The sequence below is a fragment of the Aquabacterium sp. A7-Y genome (genome assembly GCF_026153205.1).
GTDB lineage: Bacteria > Pseudomonadota > Gammaproteobacteria > Burkholderiales > Burkholderiaceae_C > Caldimonas.
Genome location: NZ_JAPFBW010000026.1, coordinates 1 through 18577, shown reverse-complemented (window position 1 = coordinate 18577; position 18577 = coordinate 1). Strand labels below are relative to the sequence as shown.

Annotated in this window: 16 protein-coding genes; 10 read left to right on the top strand and 6 right to left on the bottom strand. The window is 66.1% G+C overall.

Annotation, left to right across the window (positions count from 1 at the left end):
- Positions 1 to 81: 81 nt before the first annotated feature.
- From nosZ to OOT46_RS21435, 6 genes are read left to right on the top strand one after another with little or no spacing between them, the layout of a single operon-like run.
- A complete protein-coding gene (gene nosZ / locus OOT46_RS21460) occupies positions 82 to 2004 on the top strand; it encodes a TAT-dependent nitrous-oxide reductase (RefSeq protein ID WP_265405675.1) in 1923 nt (640 codons plus the stop codon).
- Between the two features lie 59 nt (positions 2005 to 2063).
- A complete protein-coding gene (locus tag OOT46_RS21455) occupies positions 2064 to 4682 on the top strand; it encodes a NosR/NirI family protein (protein WP_265405674.1) in 2619 nt (872 codons plus the stop codon).
- Between the two features lie 10 nt (positions 4683 to 4692).
- A complete protein-coding gene (locus OOT46_RS21450) occupies positions 4693 to 5970 on the top strand; it encodes a nitrous oxide reductase family maturation protein NosD (protein ID WP_265405673.1) in 1278 nt (425 codons plus the stop codon).
- Positions 5954 to 6901, top strand: coding sequence for an ABC transporter ATP-binding protein (locus OOT46_RS21445; protein ID WP_265405672.1), 948 nt, complete (start codon positions 5954 to 5956; stop codon positions 6899 to 6901). The genes OOT46_RS21450 and OOT46_RS21445 overlap by 17 nt, the downstream gene beginning before the upstream one ends.
- An 11-nt stretch (positions 6902 to 6912) precedes the next feature.
- A complete protein-coding gene (locus tag OOT46_RS21440) occupies positions 6913 to 7728 on the top strand; it encodes an ABC transporter permease (RefSeq protein WP_265405671.1) in 816 nt (271 codons plus the stop codon).
- Positions 7725 to 8246 carry a nitrous oxide reductase accessory protein NosL gene (locus OOT46_RS21435; RefSeq protein WP_265405670.1) on the top strand — a complete coding sequence of 174 codons (522 nt, stop codon included), beginning with the start codon at positions 7725 to 7727 and terminating at the stop codon, positions 8244 to 8246. The genes OOT46_RS21440 and OOT46_RS21435 overlap by 4 nt, the downstream gene beginning before the upstream one ends.
- Before the next feature lie 43 nt (positions 8247 to 8289).
- On the opposite strand, the gene OOT46_RS21430 is transcribed toward OOT46_RS21435, so the two are convergent.
- Positions 8290 to 8640: a DUF1294 domain-containing protein gene (locus OOT46_RS21430; protein ID WP_265405669.1), complete on the bottom strand. Its 351-nt coding sequence runs from the start codon at positions 8638 to 8640 to the stop codon at positions 8290 to 8292.
- Positions 8641 to 9173: 533 nt separating this feature from the next.
- On the opposite strand from OOT46_RS21430, the gene OOT46_RS21425 reads away from it, so the two are divergent.
- From OOT46_RS21425 to OOT46_RS21415, 3 genes are all read left to right on the top strand, one after another.
- Positions 9174 to 9812: a helix-turn-helix domain-containing protein gene (locus OOT46_RS21425; protein WP_265405668.1), complete on the top strand. Its 639-nt coding sequence runs from the start codon at positions 9174 to 9176 to the stop codon at positions 9810 to 9812.
- 78 nt (positions 9813 to 9890) lie between these two features.
- Positions 9891 to 10529 (top strand): FMN-binding negative transcriptional regulator, encoded by a 639-nt coding sequence (locus OOT46_RS21420; RefSeq protein ID WP_265405667.1) that lies wholly within the window; start codon positions 9891 to 9893, stop codon positions 10527 to 10529.
- Positions 10530 to 10813: 284 nt separating this feature from the next.
- The gene (locus OOT46_RS21415) at positions 10814 to 11626 is read left to right on the top strand and encodes a hypothetical protein (protein WP_265405666.1); all 813 of its coding nucleotides are present in this window, start codon (positions 10814 to 10816) and stop codon (positions 11624 to 11626) included.
- Between the two features lie 434 nt (positions 11627 to 12060).
- Here OOT46_RS21415 and OOT46_RS21410 read toward each other — a convergent pair whose 3' ends face one another.
- The 5 genes from OOT46_RS21410 to OOT46_RS21390 form a co-directional block, all read right to left on the bottom strand.
- The gene (locus OOT46_RS21410; RefSeq protein WP_265405665.1) at positions 12061 to 12414 is read right to left on the bottom strand and encodes a DUF4180 domain-containing protein; all 354 of its coding nucleotides are present in this window, start codon (positions 12412 to 12414) and stop codon (positions 12061 to 12063) included.
- A 183-nt stretch (positions 12415 to 12597) separates the two neighbouring features.
- The gene (locus tag OOT46_RS21405) at positions 12598 to 12831 is read right to left on the bottom strand and encodes a hypothetical protein (protein ID WP_265405664.1); all 234 of its coding nucleotides are present in this window, start codon (positions 12829 to 12831) and stop codon (positions 12598 to 12600) included.
- Entirely contained in the window at positions 12828 to 13385 is a 558-nt protein-coding gene (locus OOT46_RS21400; RefSeq protein WP_265405663.1) for a Uma2 family endonuclease, read from the bottom strand. Before OOT46_RS21400 ends, OOT46_RS21405 begins: the two co-directional genes overlap by 4 nt.
- A gap of 258 nt (positions 13386 to 13643) precedes the next feature.
- On the bottom strand, positions 13644 to 15377 hold the full coding sequence (locus OOT46_RS21395) for a peroxidase family protein (RefSeq protein WP_265405662.1): 1734 nt from the start codon (positions 15375 to 15377) through the stop codon (positions 13644 to 13646).
- A gap of 660 nt (positions 15378 to 16037) precedes the next feature.
- Positions 16038 to 18221, bottom strand: a complete 2184-nt coding sequence (locus OOT46_RS21390; RefSeq protein WP_265405752.1) for a patatin-like phospholipase family protein — start codon at positions 18219 to 18221, stop codon at positions 16038 to 16040.
- A gap of 156 nt (positions 18222 to 18377) precedes the next feature.
- Between OOT46_RS21390 and OOT46_RS21385 the strand changes: the two genes are divergently transcribed.
- A partial coding sequence (locus OOT46_RS21385; RefSeq protein ID WP_265405661.1) for a hypothetical protein occupies positions 18378 to 18577 on the top strand: 200 nt, incomplete at its 3' end.

Here is an 18577-nt window from a genome sequence, read left to right as displayed (position 1 = left end):
GACCATTCAGCCCGGATGACTATCCAAGCAAAACCGGAGCCCGCCTTTCAAGGCTGCCGGAACCGTCCTGAGGATCGCAACATGAGCCAAGGCAAACAATCGCCGAATGACACCGCGCCGGTCGCTGGTCGCCGCCGCTTCCTGAATACCGCTGCGCTGGCCAGCCTCGCGGGTATCGCCGCCTGCACCGACAAGACCAAGGCCGCCTCGCCGGCCGCCGCAGCGGCCCCCCACGCAGCGTCCGGGGAGGCGAGCGCCACCCACCTGAAGCCCGGCGAGCTGGACACCTATTACGGCCTCTGGAGCGGCGGCCACACCGGCGACATGCGCGTGCTGGGCCTGCCGTCGGGCCGTGAGATCCTGCGCATTCCCTGCTTCGTGCCGGATGCGCTGGTGGGCTGGGGCATCACCAACGAGTCCAAGAAGATCATGGGCACCAAGCCCGACGGCAGCCTGCGCTATACCGTCGGCGACAGCCACCACGTGCATGCCTCCTACAAGGACGGCAACTACGACGGCCGGTACGCCTGGATCAACGACAAGATCAACAGCCGCCTGGCGCGCATCCGGCTCGACTACTTCGTCTGCGACAAGATCACCGAGCTGCCCAACGTGCAGGGCTTTCACGGCATCTTCCCCGACAAGCGTGACCCGGTCGACCCGGCCATCAACTACACGACGCGGGTCTTCTGCGGCGCCGAGTTCCAGATCCCGCTGCCCAACCAGGGCCAGGCCACGGACAAGGCGGAACAGTACCGCTCGATGTTCACCTGCGTGGATGCGGAAACCATGGAGGTCCGCTGGCAGGTGCTGATCGACGGCAACTGCGACCTCACTGCCACCTCCTATGACGGCAAGCTGGCAGCCACCAACCAGTACAACGTCGAAAGCGGCGTGCACTTCGAGGACATGATGTCCGCCGAGCGCGACGCCTGCCTGTTCTTCAACATCGCCCGCATCGAGCAGGCGGTGAAGGACGGCAAGTTCCGCACCATCGGCAGCTCCAAGGTGCCGGTGGTGGACGGCACGCGCGCAGCCAATGCCGATCCGAAGACGGCGCTGACCGCTTATGTCAGCGTTCCCAAAAATCCGCACGGGGTCAACGCCAGCCCCGACGGCAAGTACTTCATCTGCGCCGGCAAGCTGTCGCCCACCGGCACCGTGATCGAGCTGGCCAAGGTGCTGGACTGGTTCGACGGCAAGCTGGAGAAGGTCGACCAGGCCATCGTGGCCGAGGTGGAACTCGGGCTCGGCCCGCTGCATACCGCCTTCGACGGCCGCGGCAATGGCTACACGACGCTGTTCCTGGACAGCCAGGTGGTGAAGTGGAACATCGAGGCGGCCATCAAGTTCCATGCCGGCGACAAGACCGCCAAGTACGTGCTGGACCGCATCGACGTGCAGTACCAGCCGGGCCACGTCAACGCCTCCCAGTCCGAAACCGTGGCGGCCGACGGCAAGTGGCTCGCCGTGGGTTGCAAGTTCTCGAAGGACCGCTTCCTCCCGGTGGGCCCCTTGCATCCCGAGAACGAGCAGCTCATCGACATCTCCGGCGAGAAGATGGCCCTGGCCGGCGACCACCCGGTGCGCGGCGAACCGCACGACTTCATCATCTTCAAGCGTGAGCTGCTGCGCCCGAAGCAGGTCTACGCGCTGGACGACTTCCCGCTGGCCGTGAAGGACCCGAAGGAGTCGGGTGTGGTCCGCAACGGCAGGAAGGTGACCGTCAAGATGACCTCGCAGGCACCGGCCTTCAGCCTGCGCGAGTTCACCGTGAAGAAGGGCGACGAGGTGACGCTGATCCTCACCAACCTGGACAAGGTCGAGGACCTGACACACGGCTTCGCGATCCCCAAGTACAACGTGAACTTCATCGTCAATCCGCTGGAGACGGCCTCGGTGACCTTCGTCGCCGACCAGCCCGGCGTGTTCTGGTGCTACTGCACCCACTTCTGCCATGCGCTCCACCTGGAGATGCGCACGCGGATGATCGTCGAGGCCTGAAGCCTTCCCGGGCCGTGCCCCGTGCGGCGGCAGCGTCGCCGCACGGGCTGGATCAAACCATGACACCCCTGTTCCGAGTCCTTGCCGCCTGCTGGGTCGTGCTGTGCCTGCTCGCCAGCCTTCCCGCGCATGCGACCGCCTACGAAGCCAAGCTGCCGGCCGATCTGAACGCGGCCCAAGACCTGTGCGCGCTGGTGTCCTGTGCCGAGGTGTTCCCCGGCGCCAAGGCCTTCTCGGCGCGCAAGGGCCAGCCCCCCTATGTCGAAGCCTATGCCGAGGCCGACAGGAGCGGCACGCGCAAGCTGTTGGGCTACGTGATGCTGTCCACCGACATCACCGACACGCCGGCCTATTCCGGCAAACCGGTGGTGACGCTGATCGGCATGGACACGGCGGGCCGTTTTGTCGGCGTCAAGGTGCTCAAGCATTCCGAACCTATCCTGCTGCTGGGCATCCCGGAGGAGGCGCTGGTCCGCTTCAACGACCAGTACCTCGGCAAGTCGGTGGCGGACAAGATCGAGGTCGGCCAGTCGCGCCCGGACGAAGGTGTGCTCGGAGTGGACGCGATCTCGGGCGCGACCGTCACGGTGATCGCGCAGAACCAGGTGCTGACGATGTCGGGCGCCGCGGTGGCGCGCCAGGTCGGCATCCTCGCCCCGACGCAACGCGAGCCGGCGCGCTTTCGTGTCACCGGCCAGCGCAGCGACTGGGCCACGCTGGTCGAGCAAGGCGCCGTGCAGCGCCTCGTGGTGCAGCCGGAGCAGGTCGGCCTGCCACGCGGCGACACGCCCTTCATCGAACTCTGGTTCGGGGACCTCAACCACCCGGACATCGGCCGCAGCCTGCTGGGCGACAGCGGCTTCGCGAACCTGCGTTCGCAACTCAAGGACAAGGAACACGCGCTGTTCGTGATCCGGACCGCGGGTGCGGAATCGTTCAAGGGCTCGGGATTCGTGCGAGGCGGCATCTACGACCGCATCCAGCTGCGCCAGGAGTCCGACGCCTTCACCTTCCGCGACCTGGACTATCTGAACCTGTACGGCCTGGAGGCCGCGGGGGCGCCGAGGTTCACCGAGTCGGCCATCTTCATCGTGCGCTCGGCAGCGTTCTCGCCGGCCTATCCGTGGAAACTCAGCTTCCTCGGCAACCGCGTGGACCCGGCCACCGGCACGCGCAGCTTCGCCAACTTCGACGCCGCCTACTGGTTGCCTGAGGCCGCACTGGAAGGCGGACGCCCCGAGGCGCTGACCGTGGACGCGCCCTGGATGCGGGTGTGGAAGGCGCGCGCCGTCGAGATCGCGCTGTTTGCCGCCCTCCTGGTCGCGGTGGCGGTGGTCTATGCGCTGCGCGACAAGCTGACCCGCCGTGCCACGCACAAGAACAAGTGGCCGGTCAACGGCTTCAAGTACACCGCCTGGGTCCTGAGCGTGGTGTTCGTGGGCTTCGGCGCGATGGCGCAGCCCTCCATCACCCAGGTGCTGACGTGGTTCCACGCCCTGCTGTTCCAGTGGCGGTGGTCGCTGTTCCTGAGCGATCCTTTCATCTTCCTGTTCTGGATCTTCATCGTCATCACGGTCTTCGTCTGGGGCCGCGGGCTGTTCTGCGGCTGGATGTGCCCCTTCGGCTCGCTGCAGGAGATCCTCCACAAGGTGGCCCGCGCCATCGGCCTCAAGCGCTGGCAGTTCAAGCTGCCGCAGCGCTGGCACGACCGGCTGAAGTGGGTCAAGTACGGCGTGTTTTTCGGCTTGCTGACCGTGTCGATGTTCTCGATGGGACTGGCGGAGATGCTCGCCGAGGTGGAGCCGTTCAAGACCACCTTCCTGGTCGGCCTGTTCAACCGCGCCTGGCCCTATACCTTGTTCACCGCGACGCTGCTGGGCCTGTCCCTTTTCATCGAGCGGCCGTTCTGCAAATACCTGTGCCCGCTGGGCGGTGCCCTCGCGATGCCCAGCACCTTCCGCTGGTTCGGGCTGAGCCGCAAGCCGGACTGCAACCGTTGCAAGGCCTGCGCGGTCGGCTGCGGCGCCCAGGCCATCGACCTGCACGGCCGCATCGACCACCGGGAGTGCCTGCACTGCCTGGACTGCATGGTGCTCTACACCGACAGCACGGCCTGCCCGCCACTGGCCAAGGAACGCAAGCAGCGCGAGCGTGCCGGTCTGCCGCTGACGCGCATCGGGCGCGACGGCTACTTCATCCCCATCCATCCGGTGCCGGCGGACCGCGCCCCTCCGCCAGCTGCCGTCACCGGTGTGGATCCACGCCTGCCGACCCCGCCGGTCGCGCCGCCGTATGCCCGTCCGTCCGGCACGGCGGCCTGGCTCTGTGCCGAGCTGCTGCACCACCTCTGGCCGTGGAGCCTCGCGGGTTTCACGCGCCACCGCGTGCTGCACACGGCCGGCCTGACCCTCGCACTGGCGGCGAGCCAGGCCTGGCTGCTGGCGGCCGCGGGCCGCCTGTCGCCGGGCGCCCTGATCGGCTGGTGGTTCGGGTGGAGTGTCTATGAGGTGCTGATCCGCCTGGACGGCAAGCGCCTGGTGAAGGACGGTCCCTGGTGGGGGCACCGCTGGCGCGAGGCGAGCGTGATGGACATGCTGAGCTATGTGGGTTTCAAGAACCTGCTGATCGGCGCCGCGCTGTTCCTGGCGCTCCAGGCCCTCGGGCTGCTTTCGGTGTGAGGTGAGCGTGATGCGAGCCTTCGCTGCAAGACGCCTGTTGGGGGGGCTGGTGCTGTGTGCCGCGGTCGCCTTGCCCGCGGGCCTGCGTGCCGCGACATGGACCGTCAAGCCGGGCGACCCCGTGCAGGCGGCGATCGACCGCGCCGCGCCCGGCGACGTGGTCGAGGTGATGCGCGGCCTCTACGTCGGCAACCTGACGATCGCCAAGCCGCTGACCTTGCGCGGTGTCGGACGGCCCACCCTCAGCGGCGGCCTGCGTGGCGATACGGTCCGGGTGAGCGCGCCCGACGTGGTGATCGAAGGCCTGATCGTGCGCGACTCGGGCGACAGCCTGCTGGACCAGAACGCCGGCATCTACATCCGCCCGGGCGCCCATCGCGCCGTGGTGCGGCACTGCGACCTCACCTACAACCTGTTCGGCCTGTGGATCGAGAAGGCCGACGACGTGCGTGTGGAGCACAACCTCATCACCGGCAAGCGCGAGTACGCCACCTCCCAGCGCGGCAACGGCGTGCAGCTCTACAACACCCGGGGCGCGCGCATCATCGGCAACCGCATCGCCTTCGTGCGCGACGCGCTGTACGTGGACGTCTCGCACCATGCGCTGTTCCGCGGCAACAGGCTGCACCACAGCCGCTACGGCACCCACTACATGAACTCGTACCACAACGTGTGGGAAGACAACGACAGCTGGAGGAACCGCGGCGGCCTGGCGCTGATGGAAGTGCGCGATCAGATCGTGCGCAACAACCGCGCCTGGGCCAACTCGGACCACGGCATCATGCTGCGCACCCTGCAGGACGCCACGATAGAGAACAACGTCGTGGCCGGCAACGCACGCGGCTTTTTCATCTACGACGTCGAATACACCACCTTGCAGGGCAACCTGGTGCTGGACAACGAGGTCGGCGTGCACCTGTCGGCCGGCTCGACCCGCAACCGGGTCGAGGGCAACGACTTCATCGACAACCGCGAGCAGGTGCGCTACGTGGGCGCGCGTGACGAGCACTGGGGCACCGAGCGCGGCAACTACTGGAGCAACTATCTCGGCTGGGACCGTGGCGACGACGGCCGCGGTGACGTGCCGTATGAAGCGAACGACCTGGTGGACCGGCTGAGCTGGCAGCACCCGACCCTGAAGCTGCTGCTGTCCAGCCCTGCCGTGCAGGCCTTGCGGCTGGTCGGCCAGCAGTTCCCGGTGCTGCGCGTGCCCAGTGTGGTGGATCCCAACCCGCGCATGCAGCCGGGTGACAAGACGTGGAGCAAGTGGCGTGGCAAGCAGCATTGAGACCGACGACGACACACCCGCCATCCGGCTGCGCGGCGTCAGCAAACACTACCCGGCCGTGCGTGCCGTCGACGGCGTGGACCTCAGCGTGCGGCGTGGCGAGGTGTTCGGACTGATCGGCCACAACGGCGCCGGCAAGAGCACCCTGTTCAAGATGATGCTGGGCCTCATCACCCCCACCGCGGGCGAGATCCACGTCGGCGGGGCGGCGGTGAGCGGGCGCGGCTTCCGCGCCGCGCGCCGGCACATGGGCTACCTGCCGGAAAACGTGGTGCTCTACGACAACCTGAGCGGCCTCGAAACGATGCGGTTCTTCGCCCGGCTCAAGGGGGTGCCTGTGAGCGAGTGCGAAAGCACGCTGGAGCGTGTCGGCCTGTCACAGGCCGCCGCGCGGCCCGTGCGCGAGTACTCCAAGGGCATGCGCCAGCGGCTCGGTTTTGCGCAGGCGCTGCTCGGCAAGCCACGCGTGCTGTTCCTCGACGAGCCGACCACCGGACTGGACCCGCTGGCGATCCGCGACTTCTATGCCACGCTGCGCGGCTTGCGCGACGAGGGCGTGACGATGATCCTGACCTCGCACATCCTGGCGGAGCTGCAGGACCGCGTCGACCGGCTCGCCATCCTGTCCGCCGGCCGCGTGCTGGCCCTGGGCAGCGTCCAGGCGCTGCGCGAGCAGGCGGCCATGCCGCTGATGGTGCACCTGCGGCTGGAGCCGGCCGATGTGCCCGGCATCGCGCAGGCGCTCGGCGCGCTGCCCCTGCTGGCGGACGCGGCCCGGCCCGAGCCCACCTCCGACGGCCTGCTCCTGCGCTGCCCACGCGGCGCCAAGATGGCCTTGCTGCAGGCGCTGGCGGCCTTCGGTGCCCGGGTGCTGGACGTGCACATCGCCGAGCCCTCGCTCGAAGACGTGTTTTTTGGCCTGGCGCATTGAGGAGACGACGCATGGAATGGCAACCGATCGCCACGGTGGCGGCCAAGGAGTTCCGCGACCGCATGCGCAACCGCTGGGTGCTCGCGGTGGCGCTGGTGTTCACGGCGTTCTCGGTCGTGATCGCCACCCTGGGCGGTGCCCAGCAAGGCGCGGTGGGTTTCCGTTCGATCGAGTTCACGATTGCCAGCCTGGTCAGCCTGGTGATCTACCTGATCCCGCTGATCGCGCTGCTGCTGGGTTTCGACGCCATCGTCGGCGAGCGCGAGCGCGGCTCGCTCGACCTGCTGCTGGCCTTGCCGATCACGCGCTTCGAGCTGCTGCTGGGCAAGTATCTCGGGCTCGCGGCCGCGCTGACGCTGTCGACGCTCGCGGGGTTCGCCCTGGTCGGCGCCCTGATGTTCAAGCCGCTCGGCTGGGCCGGCCTCTACCACTACGGCGGTTTTGTCCTCAGCTCGGTGCTGCTGGGCCTGGCCTTCCTCAGCCTCGCGGTGACTGTGTCGGTGCTGGCGCGCGACCGCACGCGCGCCTCCGGGCTGGCGATCGCGCTGTGGTTCTTTTTCGTGCTGGTGTTCGACCTGCTGCTGCTGGGGACCCTGGTGCTGGGCGGGGGGCGCTGGGGCGGCGAAGCATTTCCCTACCTGCTGCTGCTGAACCCCGCCGACGTTTTCCGCATCCTCAACGTGTTTTCGCTCGAGGACGTGCGCACGCAGTACGGTCTGGGCAGCATCGTGCCGCCCGCGCTCGCCAGCCCCTGGCTGCTCGGCGCGGCGATGCTCGCCTGGATCGTCGCCCCGCTCGGCCTCGCGACCTGGAGATTCCGCTCATGAACATGAACCGCCGAACCTGGCTCCTCGCGGCCCTGAGCGCCACCGTGCTCGCCGGCTGCGACCGCGAGGTCGCCTCGGCCGCCGTCACGCCGCACGAGATCGACCCGGCCACCACCTGCGATCTGGACGGCATGCTGCTGGCCGACTATCCCGGCCCCAAGGCGCAGATCCATTACGCCGGCCAGGCAAAACCGGTGTTCTGCTGCGACACCGTCGAGATGTTCAGCACCTTGCTGGTGCCCGAGCAGGTACGCACGGTGCGGGCGGTCTTCGTCCAGGACATGGGCCGCGCCGACTGGGCCCAGCCTCGCGGCCACTGGATCGACGCAAAGGCCGCATGGTATGTCGCGGGCAGCAAGCGCCATGGCTCCATGGGGCCCACCATCGCGAGTTTTCTAGCCGAGGCCGACGCGCGGCGTTTTGTCGCGGACCATGGTGGCAAGGTGGTGCGCTTTGCCGAGGTGACGCCCGCCATGGTGGATCTGGGCGGCGGGGCCCAGCAGCACGGCGGCATGTGAGACGTCCTGCGGGCCGGCGATCGCCTTCAAGGCGAGGCGCGTGCTAGCCCGCCAGACCCGCCATCCACGGTGAGTTCAGCAGCACAAAAGCCGAGACATTGAGGACGACCGTGGCCCAGAACCGCGTGCGGAAGGACACCTTGCTCGACTTGTGCCGCAGCCACTGCTGCGCCAGCAGGGCGCCGGGCCAGCCCCCGGCCAGGCCCATCACGTGCAGCGTCCGTTCGGGGACCCTCCGGCAGCCGGCCTGGGCCGCGCGCTTGTCCAGTGCGTAGGTGACGAAACAGACCAGGCTCGCGGCCAGGTAGGCGGCCGTCAGCCAGGTCGGGACCGACCACATCAGCGCCACCGCGAGGTAGATGCCGAGGAAGACCAGCATCGCAATGCCGCTCATGCGGGCGGCTTGTCGCGAGGGGTGGGCGGTGTCCCGTGCTTTTCGGGATCCTGAGCGACGGGGCGGCTGTGCGGCTTTCGGGCGTGCTGTCGTGGTTGGAGTGCGGCTCAAGGTTCCGGCTTCGGGCAGAGGAGGGGGCTGGCGCGCCGCGGCGGTCGCAGGGCACGGCTGCGCGGATCCTAGCAGCGGCGGTGCGACCACCCCACAGCCGCGGCGACTGGGCAGGCCGGGCGGTTGACCGCGTGGCCTCAAAGGCACACTTCTTCGGGGAACGTGGGCGCCTCGGCCCGCCGCCGGCCTCCCGCAGCGTGAGCGACCGGCACGCGTTGTTCCATACTTGCGGGTGTTTCCTCTTGCCAGTCCGCGCATGGGCACAGCTGTTCGGGTATCAAAGAATGTCACTGCTCCTTCGATCTGCTCTGGGCCACTATCAGGAGCACCAGGCTGCGACGTGGTCGTGTCCGCCGGTGGAGGCCTGCTGGACCTATACCGTGCAAGGGGAGGGCGAGCAATTGGTGCCGGCGGATGGCCGCATGGATCTGCTCCTGCGGGCGCACCTGGGCAGCGACGGGACACTCAGCGGTTCAAGTCTTCGTATCGTGGGACCCACCGATCGAGCGGCACGCAGTCCCGTGCGCCCGGGCGACTTTCTTGCAGGTGTGCGGTTTCGGCTCGGGTGGGGCGCGATCTGCCTGGGGCTGGAAGCCGGATCCCTGCGCAACAGGTGGGTGCCGGACGCGCCGGCTCGCCAGCGGCTCGGCCCGAGGACGGCTGAACTGCTCGCCGCGACGCGGGTTGAAGACGCCGTCATCGCGCTGCAGAGGCTGGCGGTTCAACTCGCCGAGGGCATTGTTTTGCAGGCCTGGCAGCGTCAGGCGCTTGAGCGCATCGAATCCCTGCACGTGGCTTTCGGGACGTACCGGGCCGACGGGTCGCGGTCCGGTCGTCGGCATGCCCTCGCGCTGGCCGGCATGCCGCTCGTCACGCTCGGGCGGCTGCTGCGGTTCCAGCACGCCATGCGGCTTCTGGAGCGCCGGCCCGAGCAAGCGCTCGCCGACCTTGCCTGCATCGTTGGCTACGCCGACCAGGCCCACCTCTGCCGGGAGTTCCGGCGGTTCGGCGGCTTCACGCCGCGACGCCTGCAGGCCGTGCCGCCGACCTGGCAGCACTGAGTTCAGTGGCCAAATCGTTCAAGACCCGGTGGCAGCCGGTGCAGATACTGTGGTGACCGACTTGCACGATTGCACTGCATGCACATTCGAGATTTGTTCGCACAGCAGGACCAGGACACCTTGCGTGGATTCCTGCAGGCATGGCCCCTCGCTGCCTTGATCACAGCCCAGGGATCGCATCCGGAAGTCCATTTGTTCCCGCTCGATCTGGTCCCGGGCGCCGAGGGCGAGCCGGACCGCTTGAGAGGCCATTGTCCCGTCGGTCACCCCTTTCTGGAATGTGCACGTCTAGCACCCGAAGTGGTGGCGCTGTTCCAGGGGCCCAACGCCTACATCTCGCCGAGGTGGTACGTGAACGGTCAGCGCAGCAGGTCGGTGGCGCCCGGTTGGAACTATGTCGCGGCAGAAGCACGAGGGCCGGTTCACATCGTCGACGACGCCAGCTTTTTGCGTCGCCACCTCGAGGCGCTGGTGAAGCAGCAAGAATCCTCCAGAGTCCACCCCTGGTCGCTGGAGGAAGCCGACCCGCATTTCATCAGCGCCTCGATCGAGAGGCTGGTGGGATTCGAGATCGAGGTCCGATCGCTGAAGGGCAATTGGTTCTTGTCGCAGCAACGAACGGCGGCGGATCGTGTCTCGGTGGCGAAACACCTTTCGATGGAAGTGAACCCGCTTGCAAGGGAACTGTCGGCCTGGGTGGGGCATTCTGGGGAATGAGCGCGTCCTGAGGAGCAGCCTGGCCAGTCTTGCATTCTTTGCTAAGCCGATGACCTCATCGTCGAAGATCTGCGCGCACATGTGAAGGACTTGCTGAGTCGATAGTCCACCCCACAGGTGGACCCGAATGCCAAGTGCTTGATTCTCCTTGCCCCCTCGAAACGGCGGGTGCCGTCGGAACGCAAGGCTGGGTAGTCTGACGGGCCTGGCTCTGACGCGCCGGTACTCGCCACCTTGCGGGCGAGGGCACAGCCATCCTTCTGTTCCTGCCAAGGAGGACGCCGATGTCACCTCATCCGTTGTTGATCGCTACTCATGCCTGGCTGGAGGCAGAGCGTTTGGGTTGGCACCTAGGTTTTGATTTTCCGATCCGCTTCGCGGCTCAGCGCTTTTGGGTGGCTGGGCACCAACGCGTCGGTGTTCGCGGAACGGACACCCTGAGTCTGCACGCCGAGACCCAGCCGGACGGTTTTCCGAAGCTCCGGGTCTATGTCACCGCAGAGGCCGCCGAAAACGCGTCCGCCACCGCGGCAAACTCATTTGTTTCTTGCGCGGGAGCCGTCTTGCTCGGTTTGACTCGTTGTCGAAAGTTCGACTTATCGGTGACGGACGGCCGTCACGGCACGGCGCTCTCGTATGAGACCCTTCACCTGATACGAAGCTCCTTGCTGCTGGCGTCGCAGAATGCCAGGGCAAACACAGCGGACCAGCGCATCGGGCTGCCGGACATACGAGCTTTCTGCACCGAGGTTCACCGCTACTGCTCCATGCAGCCCGATATCCGTCAATGCTGGATCTGTCATGTTGTCTCGCTCGGCTCCATTCACAACGTCGGTCTGGTGGTGGAGGGCGCCATGACGATCGGGCACAGAGACCACTTCGCGCACCTTGGGAGGCATCTGCTGCCTCCAGGCTCATCACTACTCGACCTCAGTCCGTCTGGCAGTTTCGACGAGCACCTCGGGCTGCGCCTGCGGGAGCACCGCCCGCTTTATACAAGTGATGAATCCCAGGGGCGGCGGGGCGCGTTGGAGCAGCGTCCGCCCCAGCCCCGCGTGCCCATCGTCGTTCTGAACCTGCTCGGCGATAAAGGTTGAGCCGGGCCGGCGAGGAGGCGCTTATTCAGGCGATCTTCCTAGGGTGCGTCGGTCAGGGGGCGCCTCCTTGAAGACCACCCGGGCCCAGCGTGATGGCATGGGCCCATGCTGCCTCAGGCCCGAACCCAGGCCCTCGGGTGTTTTCCCTCATTTAAAGACACGCCTGCCGTGCCGACATACAAGGTGGGCAAGCCCATCGTGTGTGGGAGGCCGGCCGATGGGCCCGCCTATTCGTATCGCCGCTGGCCGGCATACCGGTCTTGCCCGCCAATTCAAGCACGGAGCCGAACCTGCGGCGTCAGCATCGACACCAGCGGCTCCGTGGAGCGCGAAGAACCGGGCCCGCGCTCAGTGCGGTCGTGCGCTGTGCGCGGGCGCAGGACGTGAAGAGCGTGCGCCTGTTGTCCCGGGATGACAGGCCGCAGACCGGACTCTCACCTCGCACAGAGCCACTGCAGTGCGTCCTCCCGCGAGGAGAACGCGCGGAACTGCGGGCCGTGACGGGCCTCCAGAAGGTACTCCCGAAACCTCTCGGGATAGGCATCGTCCGATTCGAAAACACCGCCAACCCGCAAACGATAGTTGATCAGTTTCTGGATGAAGTCGCCCGCGAAGCGTGTGCGAAGCTCGAAGAAGGCGGGCGGGAGGGCGGTCGACAGCAGGAGCAGACGGTCGGTGTCGTGCTGAGCGCAGGCGGCGATCAGATCCAGCGCGTTCGCAGGCTCGTTCACGCCGGTGCGGCACTCGACCACCGGGGGGGAGGTGTGTGGCACGACCCAGTATTCCATAGGGGATCCCTGTTGTATGGTTTGAAGCGAAATTCTCGGATACCGGCGCGGCCTCGGTGTAACTGTGCGCTGAGCCTTGTTTTCTCCGGCTGGGTCGAGCGAGCTGTGTCAGGCAGGAGGGCGCCGGTTCAGCGTTAGGGACGCGGTTTCGTCTTCGATGCAAGGATCGGCCGCTCGCGCATTTCAAGCGGCCTTTCTGCGATTCTTCTGAGCGTGTGCATCGAGCAACTGCTGAACGGCACGTCGCGCCAGGCTGGGCATGCCCCGATGGTTCTGGGAGCGATCGGGCATGCGGTAGTTCTTCAGCGCACGCGGCGCAATGCCGGCCTGCTCGGCCAACTCATCCCAGGTCAGCCCCAACGTGGCCTTCGCCTCGTGCAAGAACGCCTGCTGGCTCTGCTCCGGCTTGGTCGTCACGCCGCTTGCTCCACGCCTTTGAACGCCGATGCCATCGGTAGCTTGAGGTCGATGCTGCTCAGGGTCAGATCGTTGGCCTTGGTCTGGTCCACCAGCGTCCACGCATCGGCATCGGCCAAGGTGAACACCTCGACACGCTGCTCCGCAGGGTCGATCAGAACGTACTCGCGCAACGATGGAAGCGAGCGGTAGAGGATGAACTTGTCGCGCTTGTCGTAGCCCTTGGTGGACGGCGACAGCACCTCGATGATGAGCTTCGGGTCGGCGATGATTTGCTCGTCGCCAGCCAGAGCCTTGCCACACGTCACCACCACGTCGGGATAGAGGATGCCCTCGGCGATTTGCACCTTCATGCTCTCGGTGAACGCTTGGCACCCGCTGCCGTCCAGGTGATCAGCGATGCGACTGCCGAGGTTCATGACCACGCGGTTGTGGCGGGCGGTGCCGCCCACTATGGCGAAGATTTCACCTCGGAAGAATTCGTGTCTCTCAGTCTGATGCTCTTCGCAGGCCAAGAACTCAGCCAGGGTCTTCCTTGCCAGCGGCATGCCCATGGGACTCCCTCATTGATGATGGACTCATTGAGTACCATGCATGGCGCGCATGGTCCTGTCTCCTTGCGGTTCGCAGGATGGCTCAAGGCCGCCGCCGTCGTTGCGGTGCTCGCCGGGTCGCACGACCCGGCTGAGCGCCACGCCCAGGCTGCGGCCGTTCTCGGCACGATTCACCTGCACTGCAGCCTCCGCCGATGCCGCTCCAACGAACTCCCGATTCGGCACACTGGCGGAGGCCTGCAGGTACAGCGAGACCCATTACTGCAAGGGCGGCACCACCCCGGCGAACTTGAGCAGATCGGTGATCTTGAACGTGCCCGGCCCGCCCGCCGATGGCAGGTTTGGTTTCCAATCGGGGGACTTGGCCAGGAACGAAGACTCGTCCGCCTTCAGCAGCCCGATGAACACTTCACCCACGATGAGCCCCCCGACCGGACCGAGGCGTTGGCCATCTTCCATCACGTCCGCTTCCCTGAGGATGTAGAACCACAGCGGCGTGCTTTCGGTCATGTCATACGGCGCGAGGTCCTTCAGCTGCTCGGGCGACAGCACAGGTACATTCATGTGGCGTGCGATCGCCTGGCCCGAGGGCAGACCGAAGTTGACGTGGCGCATCATGTTGCGAGAGGGCAGCGACTGCACGCCGTCGGAAGGCAGGCCGGGAACCGGTGCACGCGCGCCCGGCAGTTCCATCACCACGCTCGAGATCTTCGTGTCGATGCGCTTGTTCTTGCGCGAATTGCCGTCGCCGAAATCGAAGAAGGTTTGCCAGTCGATGAATTTTCTGGCCGCACGCTTGCCGCCGCGCAGATCGGGGGGATCGGCCGAGTTCGGATCCAGCCTCTCGTCGAAGATGAACGCGAAGAACTGCTGAGTGTCGTCGCGCCCGAAGTTCGCCCGATAGCTCGGCCGAATCTGGGAATGGCCGAAGCGGTATGCCGCAACGGAAAACTCGATCGGGATCAGCGGGTCGCGGTCTCTGTGCTTCCCGCGGTTTCTGTGGTTCCTGTGGTTCCTCTGGTCTCTGTCGTCCCGGGTGACCTCGTCGTCCTCGTCGTCTCTGTCATCCCTGCCGTCCCTTCCGTCCCTTCCGTCCTTGTCGTCCTTGTCGTCCCGGTCGTCCCGGTGGCGCGCCCGGTTGATGTCATAGAACCTGAGCCCCTCGCGCATGATCCGGTCCACGCGCTCCTGACCTATCGTGGCTGGTAGGAACTCGTGCAGGATGCACCACTGGTAGTGCCACCTGACCATCCGGCGTGCCCGAGAAAACAACTTCCGCGGCGACAGGCCCTGGTTCGACTCCTGAGCTCGCAAGTGGTCGGTGACGGCATTGTGAAACCGCAGCATCGCCACATGGAACTGGGAGATGATGACGTTCTCGTCGTTGCGGCTGTCGCCGATGAGGGCGTCGCCACGCGAGTCACGCGGCAGGTCGAAGCGCTGCACACCCTTGCGCGAAACCGATTCCGATCCGGGAATCGCGTCGATCTTGAACTTGATGTCGACGTCGGACTGCACATACAGGTGGGAGGATCGCTCCGGGCCCTCGCCGTAGAGCGAGTCGAGATCGAAGGCGGGGCTGCGGAAGTTCACCGTACGGCGAGGAGCGGACCTTTCCGTCAACTCGGATCGCAGGTCCAGCGTCAGGTCGTGGTCCAGAAACTGTCCGAAAAAGGTCACGCCGGCCGTCATCGTCGGGTTGTCCAAGTTCAGCGGGCTGAATACCGGTTGATTGGTGATCGACTGGACCGGATCTGACAGGTTGTCCTGCGCATCGAGCAGGCCATTCTTCGCGCCGAGGGCTTGCACTGCGGCTCGCACCCGGTCGGTTCGCCGCGCGAAAGGTGGCAGATCGGGAAACATGCGCATGAACTGATTGTTGCTATCCGCCGCCTGGCGCGGAAAGCGGGCATTGACGGTTTCGCCGAATGCCGAGTGACAGGCCATCGCCGCCAGCGCGATGGAAAGCAGGGACGAGTGTTTCCAATCCATGTACGGTTCCTCCTCCATGGGTGTTGTGGAGCCTCCCCAACAGCGACTCCATCCCGAGGCAATGTAGAAACGGCATTTCGGATCGGCGCTTCGTTAATGACGTCGAATGCGACTTGTGGAACTGCATGCAACGGTTTTGGAGTCCTTGATCGACCGACTTTCACATGGCCGTCATGCGGTGCGGAACATGCGCAATGTGCCCACGCAGGGCAGCAGCTTCGGGAAGGGAATGAAGACCTGCCCGGCAGACACCCGGTGTCACAAAACTGTGGCGAGCGGGCACGGTATTCGCGGAGGGCGTTCGCATTGGAAGAGGGCAGGCGCCATGGGCCCCGGCAAAACGCCGCACCCTCGGCCCGTACTCGATTGCCGAGCCGAGCGGGACCGTGCCGAACGCTAGTGTCCGTTTGATAGACCTGCCATCTGCGTCTACCCTGCAGCAGGGGATGGACGACGAAGCGGAGGAGGGGAGAGATGACCGATCATCGGCATGACGTTCGGATGCGGCGTGGACGGTGCTGGACCCGCGGTTGTCGCCGCGGAAGACGGCGGGGCGGCACTGGCAGGATCACCGCAGGGTGCTCGACGGCATGCTGTTTCGCCTGAACACGGGCGTCGCGTGACGCGATCTGCCTGCAGCGCCCGAGATCGAACCGACCATTAAGGCCGTCCCAGCAGGAAGTACAGCGAAAAGTGGTCGCGACCTCCCGTGCCGAGCCCGAGGTAGACGGGTCCGAGGAAGGTTTCGGCCGCAGCATAGACCGAGGCCGACCACAGCGTGCCGGTCGACCCGGAGCTGGCGTAGAGCCGGTCGACCCGCCCGGCCTCGGCCGAGCCGCCGATGTAGACACCGGACGCGAGCAGTGTCGGCAGTTGCACCAGCCGGTTGTAGTAGCGCAGCGAGGCAAAGGCGAAACGCTCGCCAAAAAACTGGCCGATCCGGTAGCCCGACAGCCGCAGCGGGCCACCCAGCGTGAAGCCCTCGTAGATCGGCAGTCGGCCCCCTGCTGCACCGCCTGCCGAGAGCGTCGCTGCGAGCGTGTGCTGCTGCAGGCTGTAGGCACCTGTCCAAAGTCCTTCAAATCGACGGTAGCTGTGCTGGCTGCCGTCCATTTCGGTCCCGACGAATAGCGACGCGGCCGTCCGGTGTCCGGTTCTCGGAATCCATGCAGTGTCTTGCCGGTCGCCGAACAACTGAACGCTGAAGCCCTGCACGCGTGCGTCGATGCGGGGGAGGATCGTGCTGCCGGTAGACACCTTGGCGTCCACCTGTCGCAACAAGGGTCCCGCGCGCAACTCGCCCCAGGTACCGAGCACGAGCCCCAGGTCGAGGCCGACACGCGCGTCCCGCACTCGGTACTCGGCGACGCGGTGATCGCCTTCAAAGGCACCGAAGATGGATTGTCCAATCTTGGTATAGGGCGCGATGAAGTACCGCCCAGGCCGCTCCAGCGGCTGGTAGAACTCGGTGAAGAGAAAGTTGTCCCGGCCGATCTGCGCTTCGGCCAGCCACTCGCCACCGGCCCGATTCATCCAGGTACGGCGATAACTGATGAGTGCGTTGTAGGACGCACCGTCGTGCAAGTCGGAGGCCAGCCCGAGGCCGAAACGGAGGTAAGTGGGGCCGATGGACTTCTCCCGCACCGGAATCACCAGCGTGCGGCGCCCTGGCTGCTGGTCGATGCGGTAGTCCACCGCTTCGAAGTCCCCGCGACCATAGATGCGACGCAGATCGGATGCCAGCTGCGTTTCATCCAGCGCTTCCCCCGGGCGGGACTGGATCAAGCCGTACAACACCTCGGGGTTGCTGCGTTCGATGCCTTCGAATTGGATCTCGTCGACTTTGCCCAGAGGTTCCGGATGGGCCACTTGTGCGGCACGCAGCGCTGCGTATTCAGAGGCCGGCAGACTGTAGCGTCCCAGGGCTCCGGCGACGGCGCGCGCGGCGCGCTCGCCAATCGCGATGGCCTCGAGCTGCCGCTCGAAGCTGGCCGCCGTGATGTCGCCGAGTTCGGGCTTCACGAGCACGTCACCTGCCCCGAGCTGGGCCAATTGGCGGTCCACCTTTTCTTTACCGAGCAGGTTCACGAGCTGACCGACGACACTCAGCGCCGAGGTGATCTCTTCGCGCTTCATCGGCGGCGTGGAGATGTTCACCGCGATGACCACGTCGGCACAAGTCGACCGCACCAGATCGATGGGCAGGTTGTTCGCGATGCCCCCATCGACCAGCAGGCGGCCGTCGATTTCGACCGGCGAGACGGCGCCTGGGATCGCCATGCTCGCGCGCATGGCCTGTCGCAAGCTGCCGCTGCCGAGCACCACCTCCTGACCGGATTCGATATCGGCAGCGACGGCGCGGTACGGAATGGGGAGGCGATCGAAGTCGTCGATGCCCGCGGCGGGCGCGGCGAGATGGCGAAGAAAGTTCTCGATGCTCACGCCTGCCACCACCCCGCGCGGCAGCAGGATCTCGCGGTCGCGCAGGCCGAACTCGGGAGCGAACAGGCCCTTGTAGTCATCGGCCTTGCGTCGCGCCGACAACTCGCCCCGGGGCGGCCTGTCGGTGAAGACCTCACTCCAGTCCGTCTCCCGGATCAGCCGCTGCATCTCCTTCGCCGTGTTGCCCGCGGCATACGCTCCACCGACGACCGCGCCCATGCTGGTTCCTGCCACGCAGTGCACGGGGACCCGCAGTTCCTCGAGCACCTTCAGGACCCCGATGTGGGCCGCCCCACGTGCGCCGCCGCCCGACAGTGCCAGGCCGATGCGAGGCCTGTGTCGCTCCGGTACGGTCGGCCTCTGCTGGGCTTGCGATAGCAGCGGGACGAAGGAGATCCACATGGCAACAGCCAGTGTGACAGCGCGGAGGATCGTTGTTTTGGGAATGGGTTGCGTCAGCGTCGGCGGTGGCATTTGAAGTTGTAAATCGTGGTCCGCAGGCACGCATGGGAATGTACCTGCACTGCGCGGAGGCGGGATGCGCTGGCGGAGAACCGAATGCGACCGATCGACCGGAATCGTTCGAACTTTGTCTTCCTTGCGATCACACCTGCCGGCTTGGTCGATGCGCTTCGCGTTGCCTCAAGGGCTGACGCCGTCTGCCGCGGCAGCGACGCAATCACCGAAGCCGGCTATGCCGCGCTGAAACTGCCGACCGTCAGTCGCTTCATCTACGCGCTGGCTGACCGTCAGCTCGT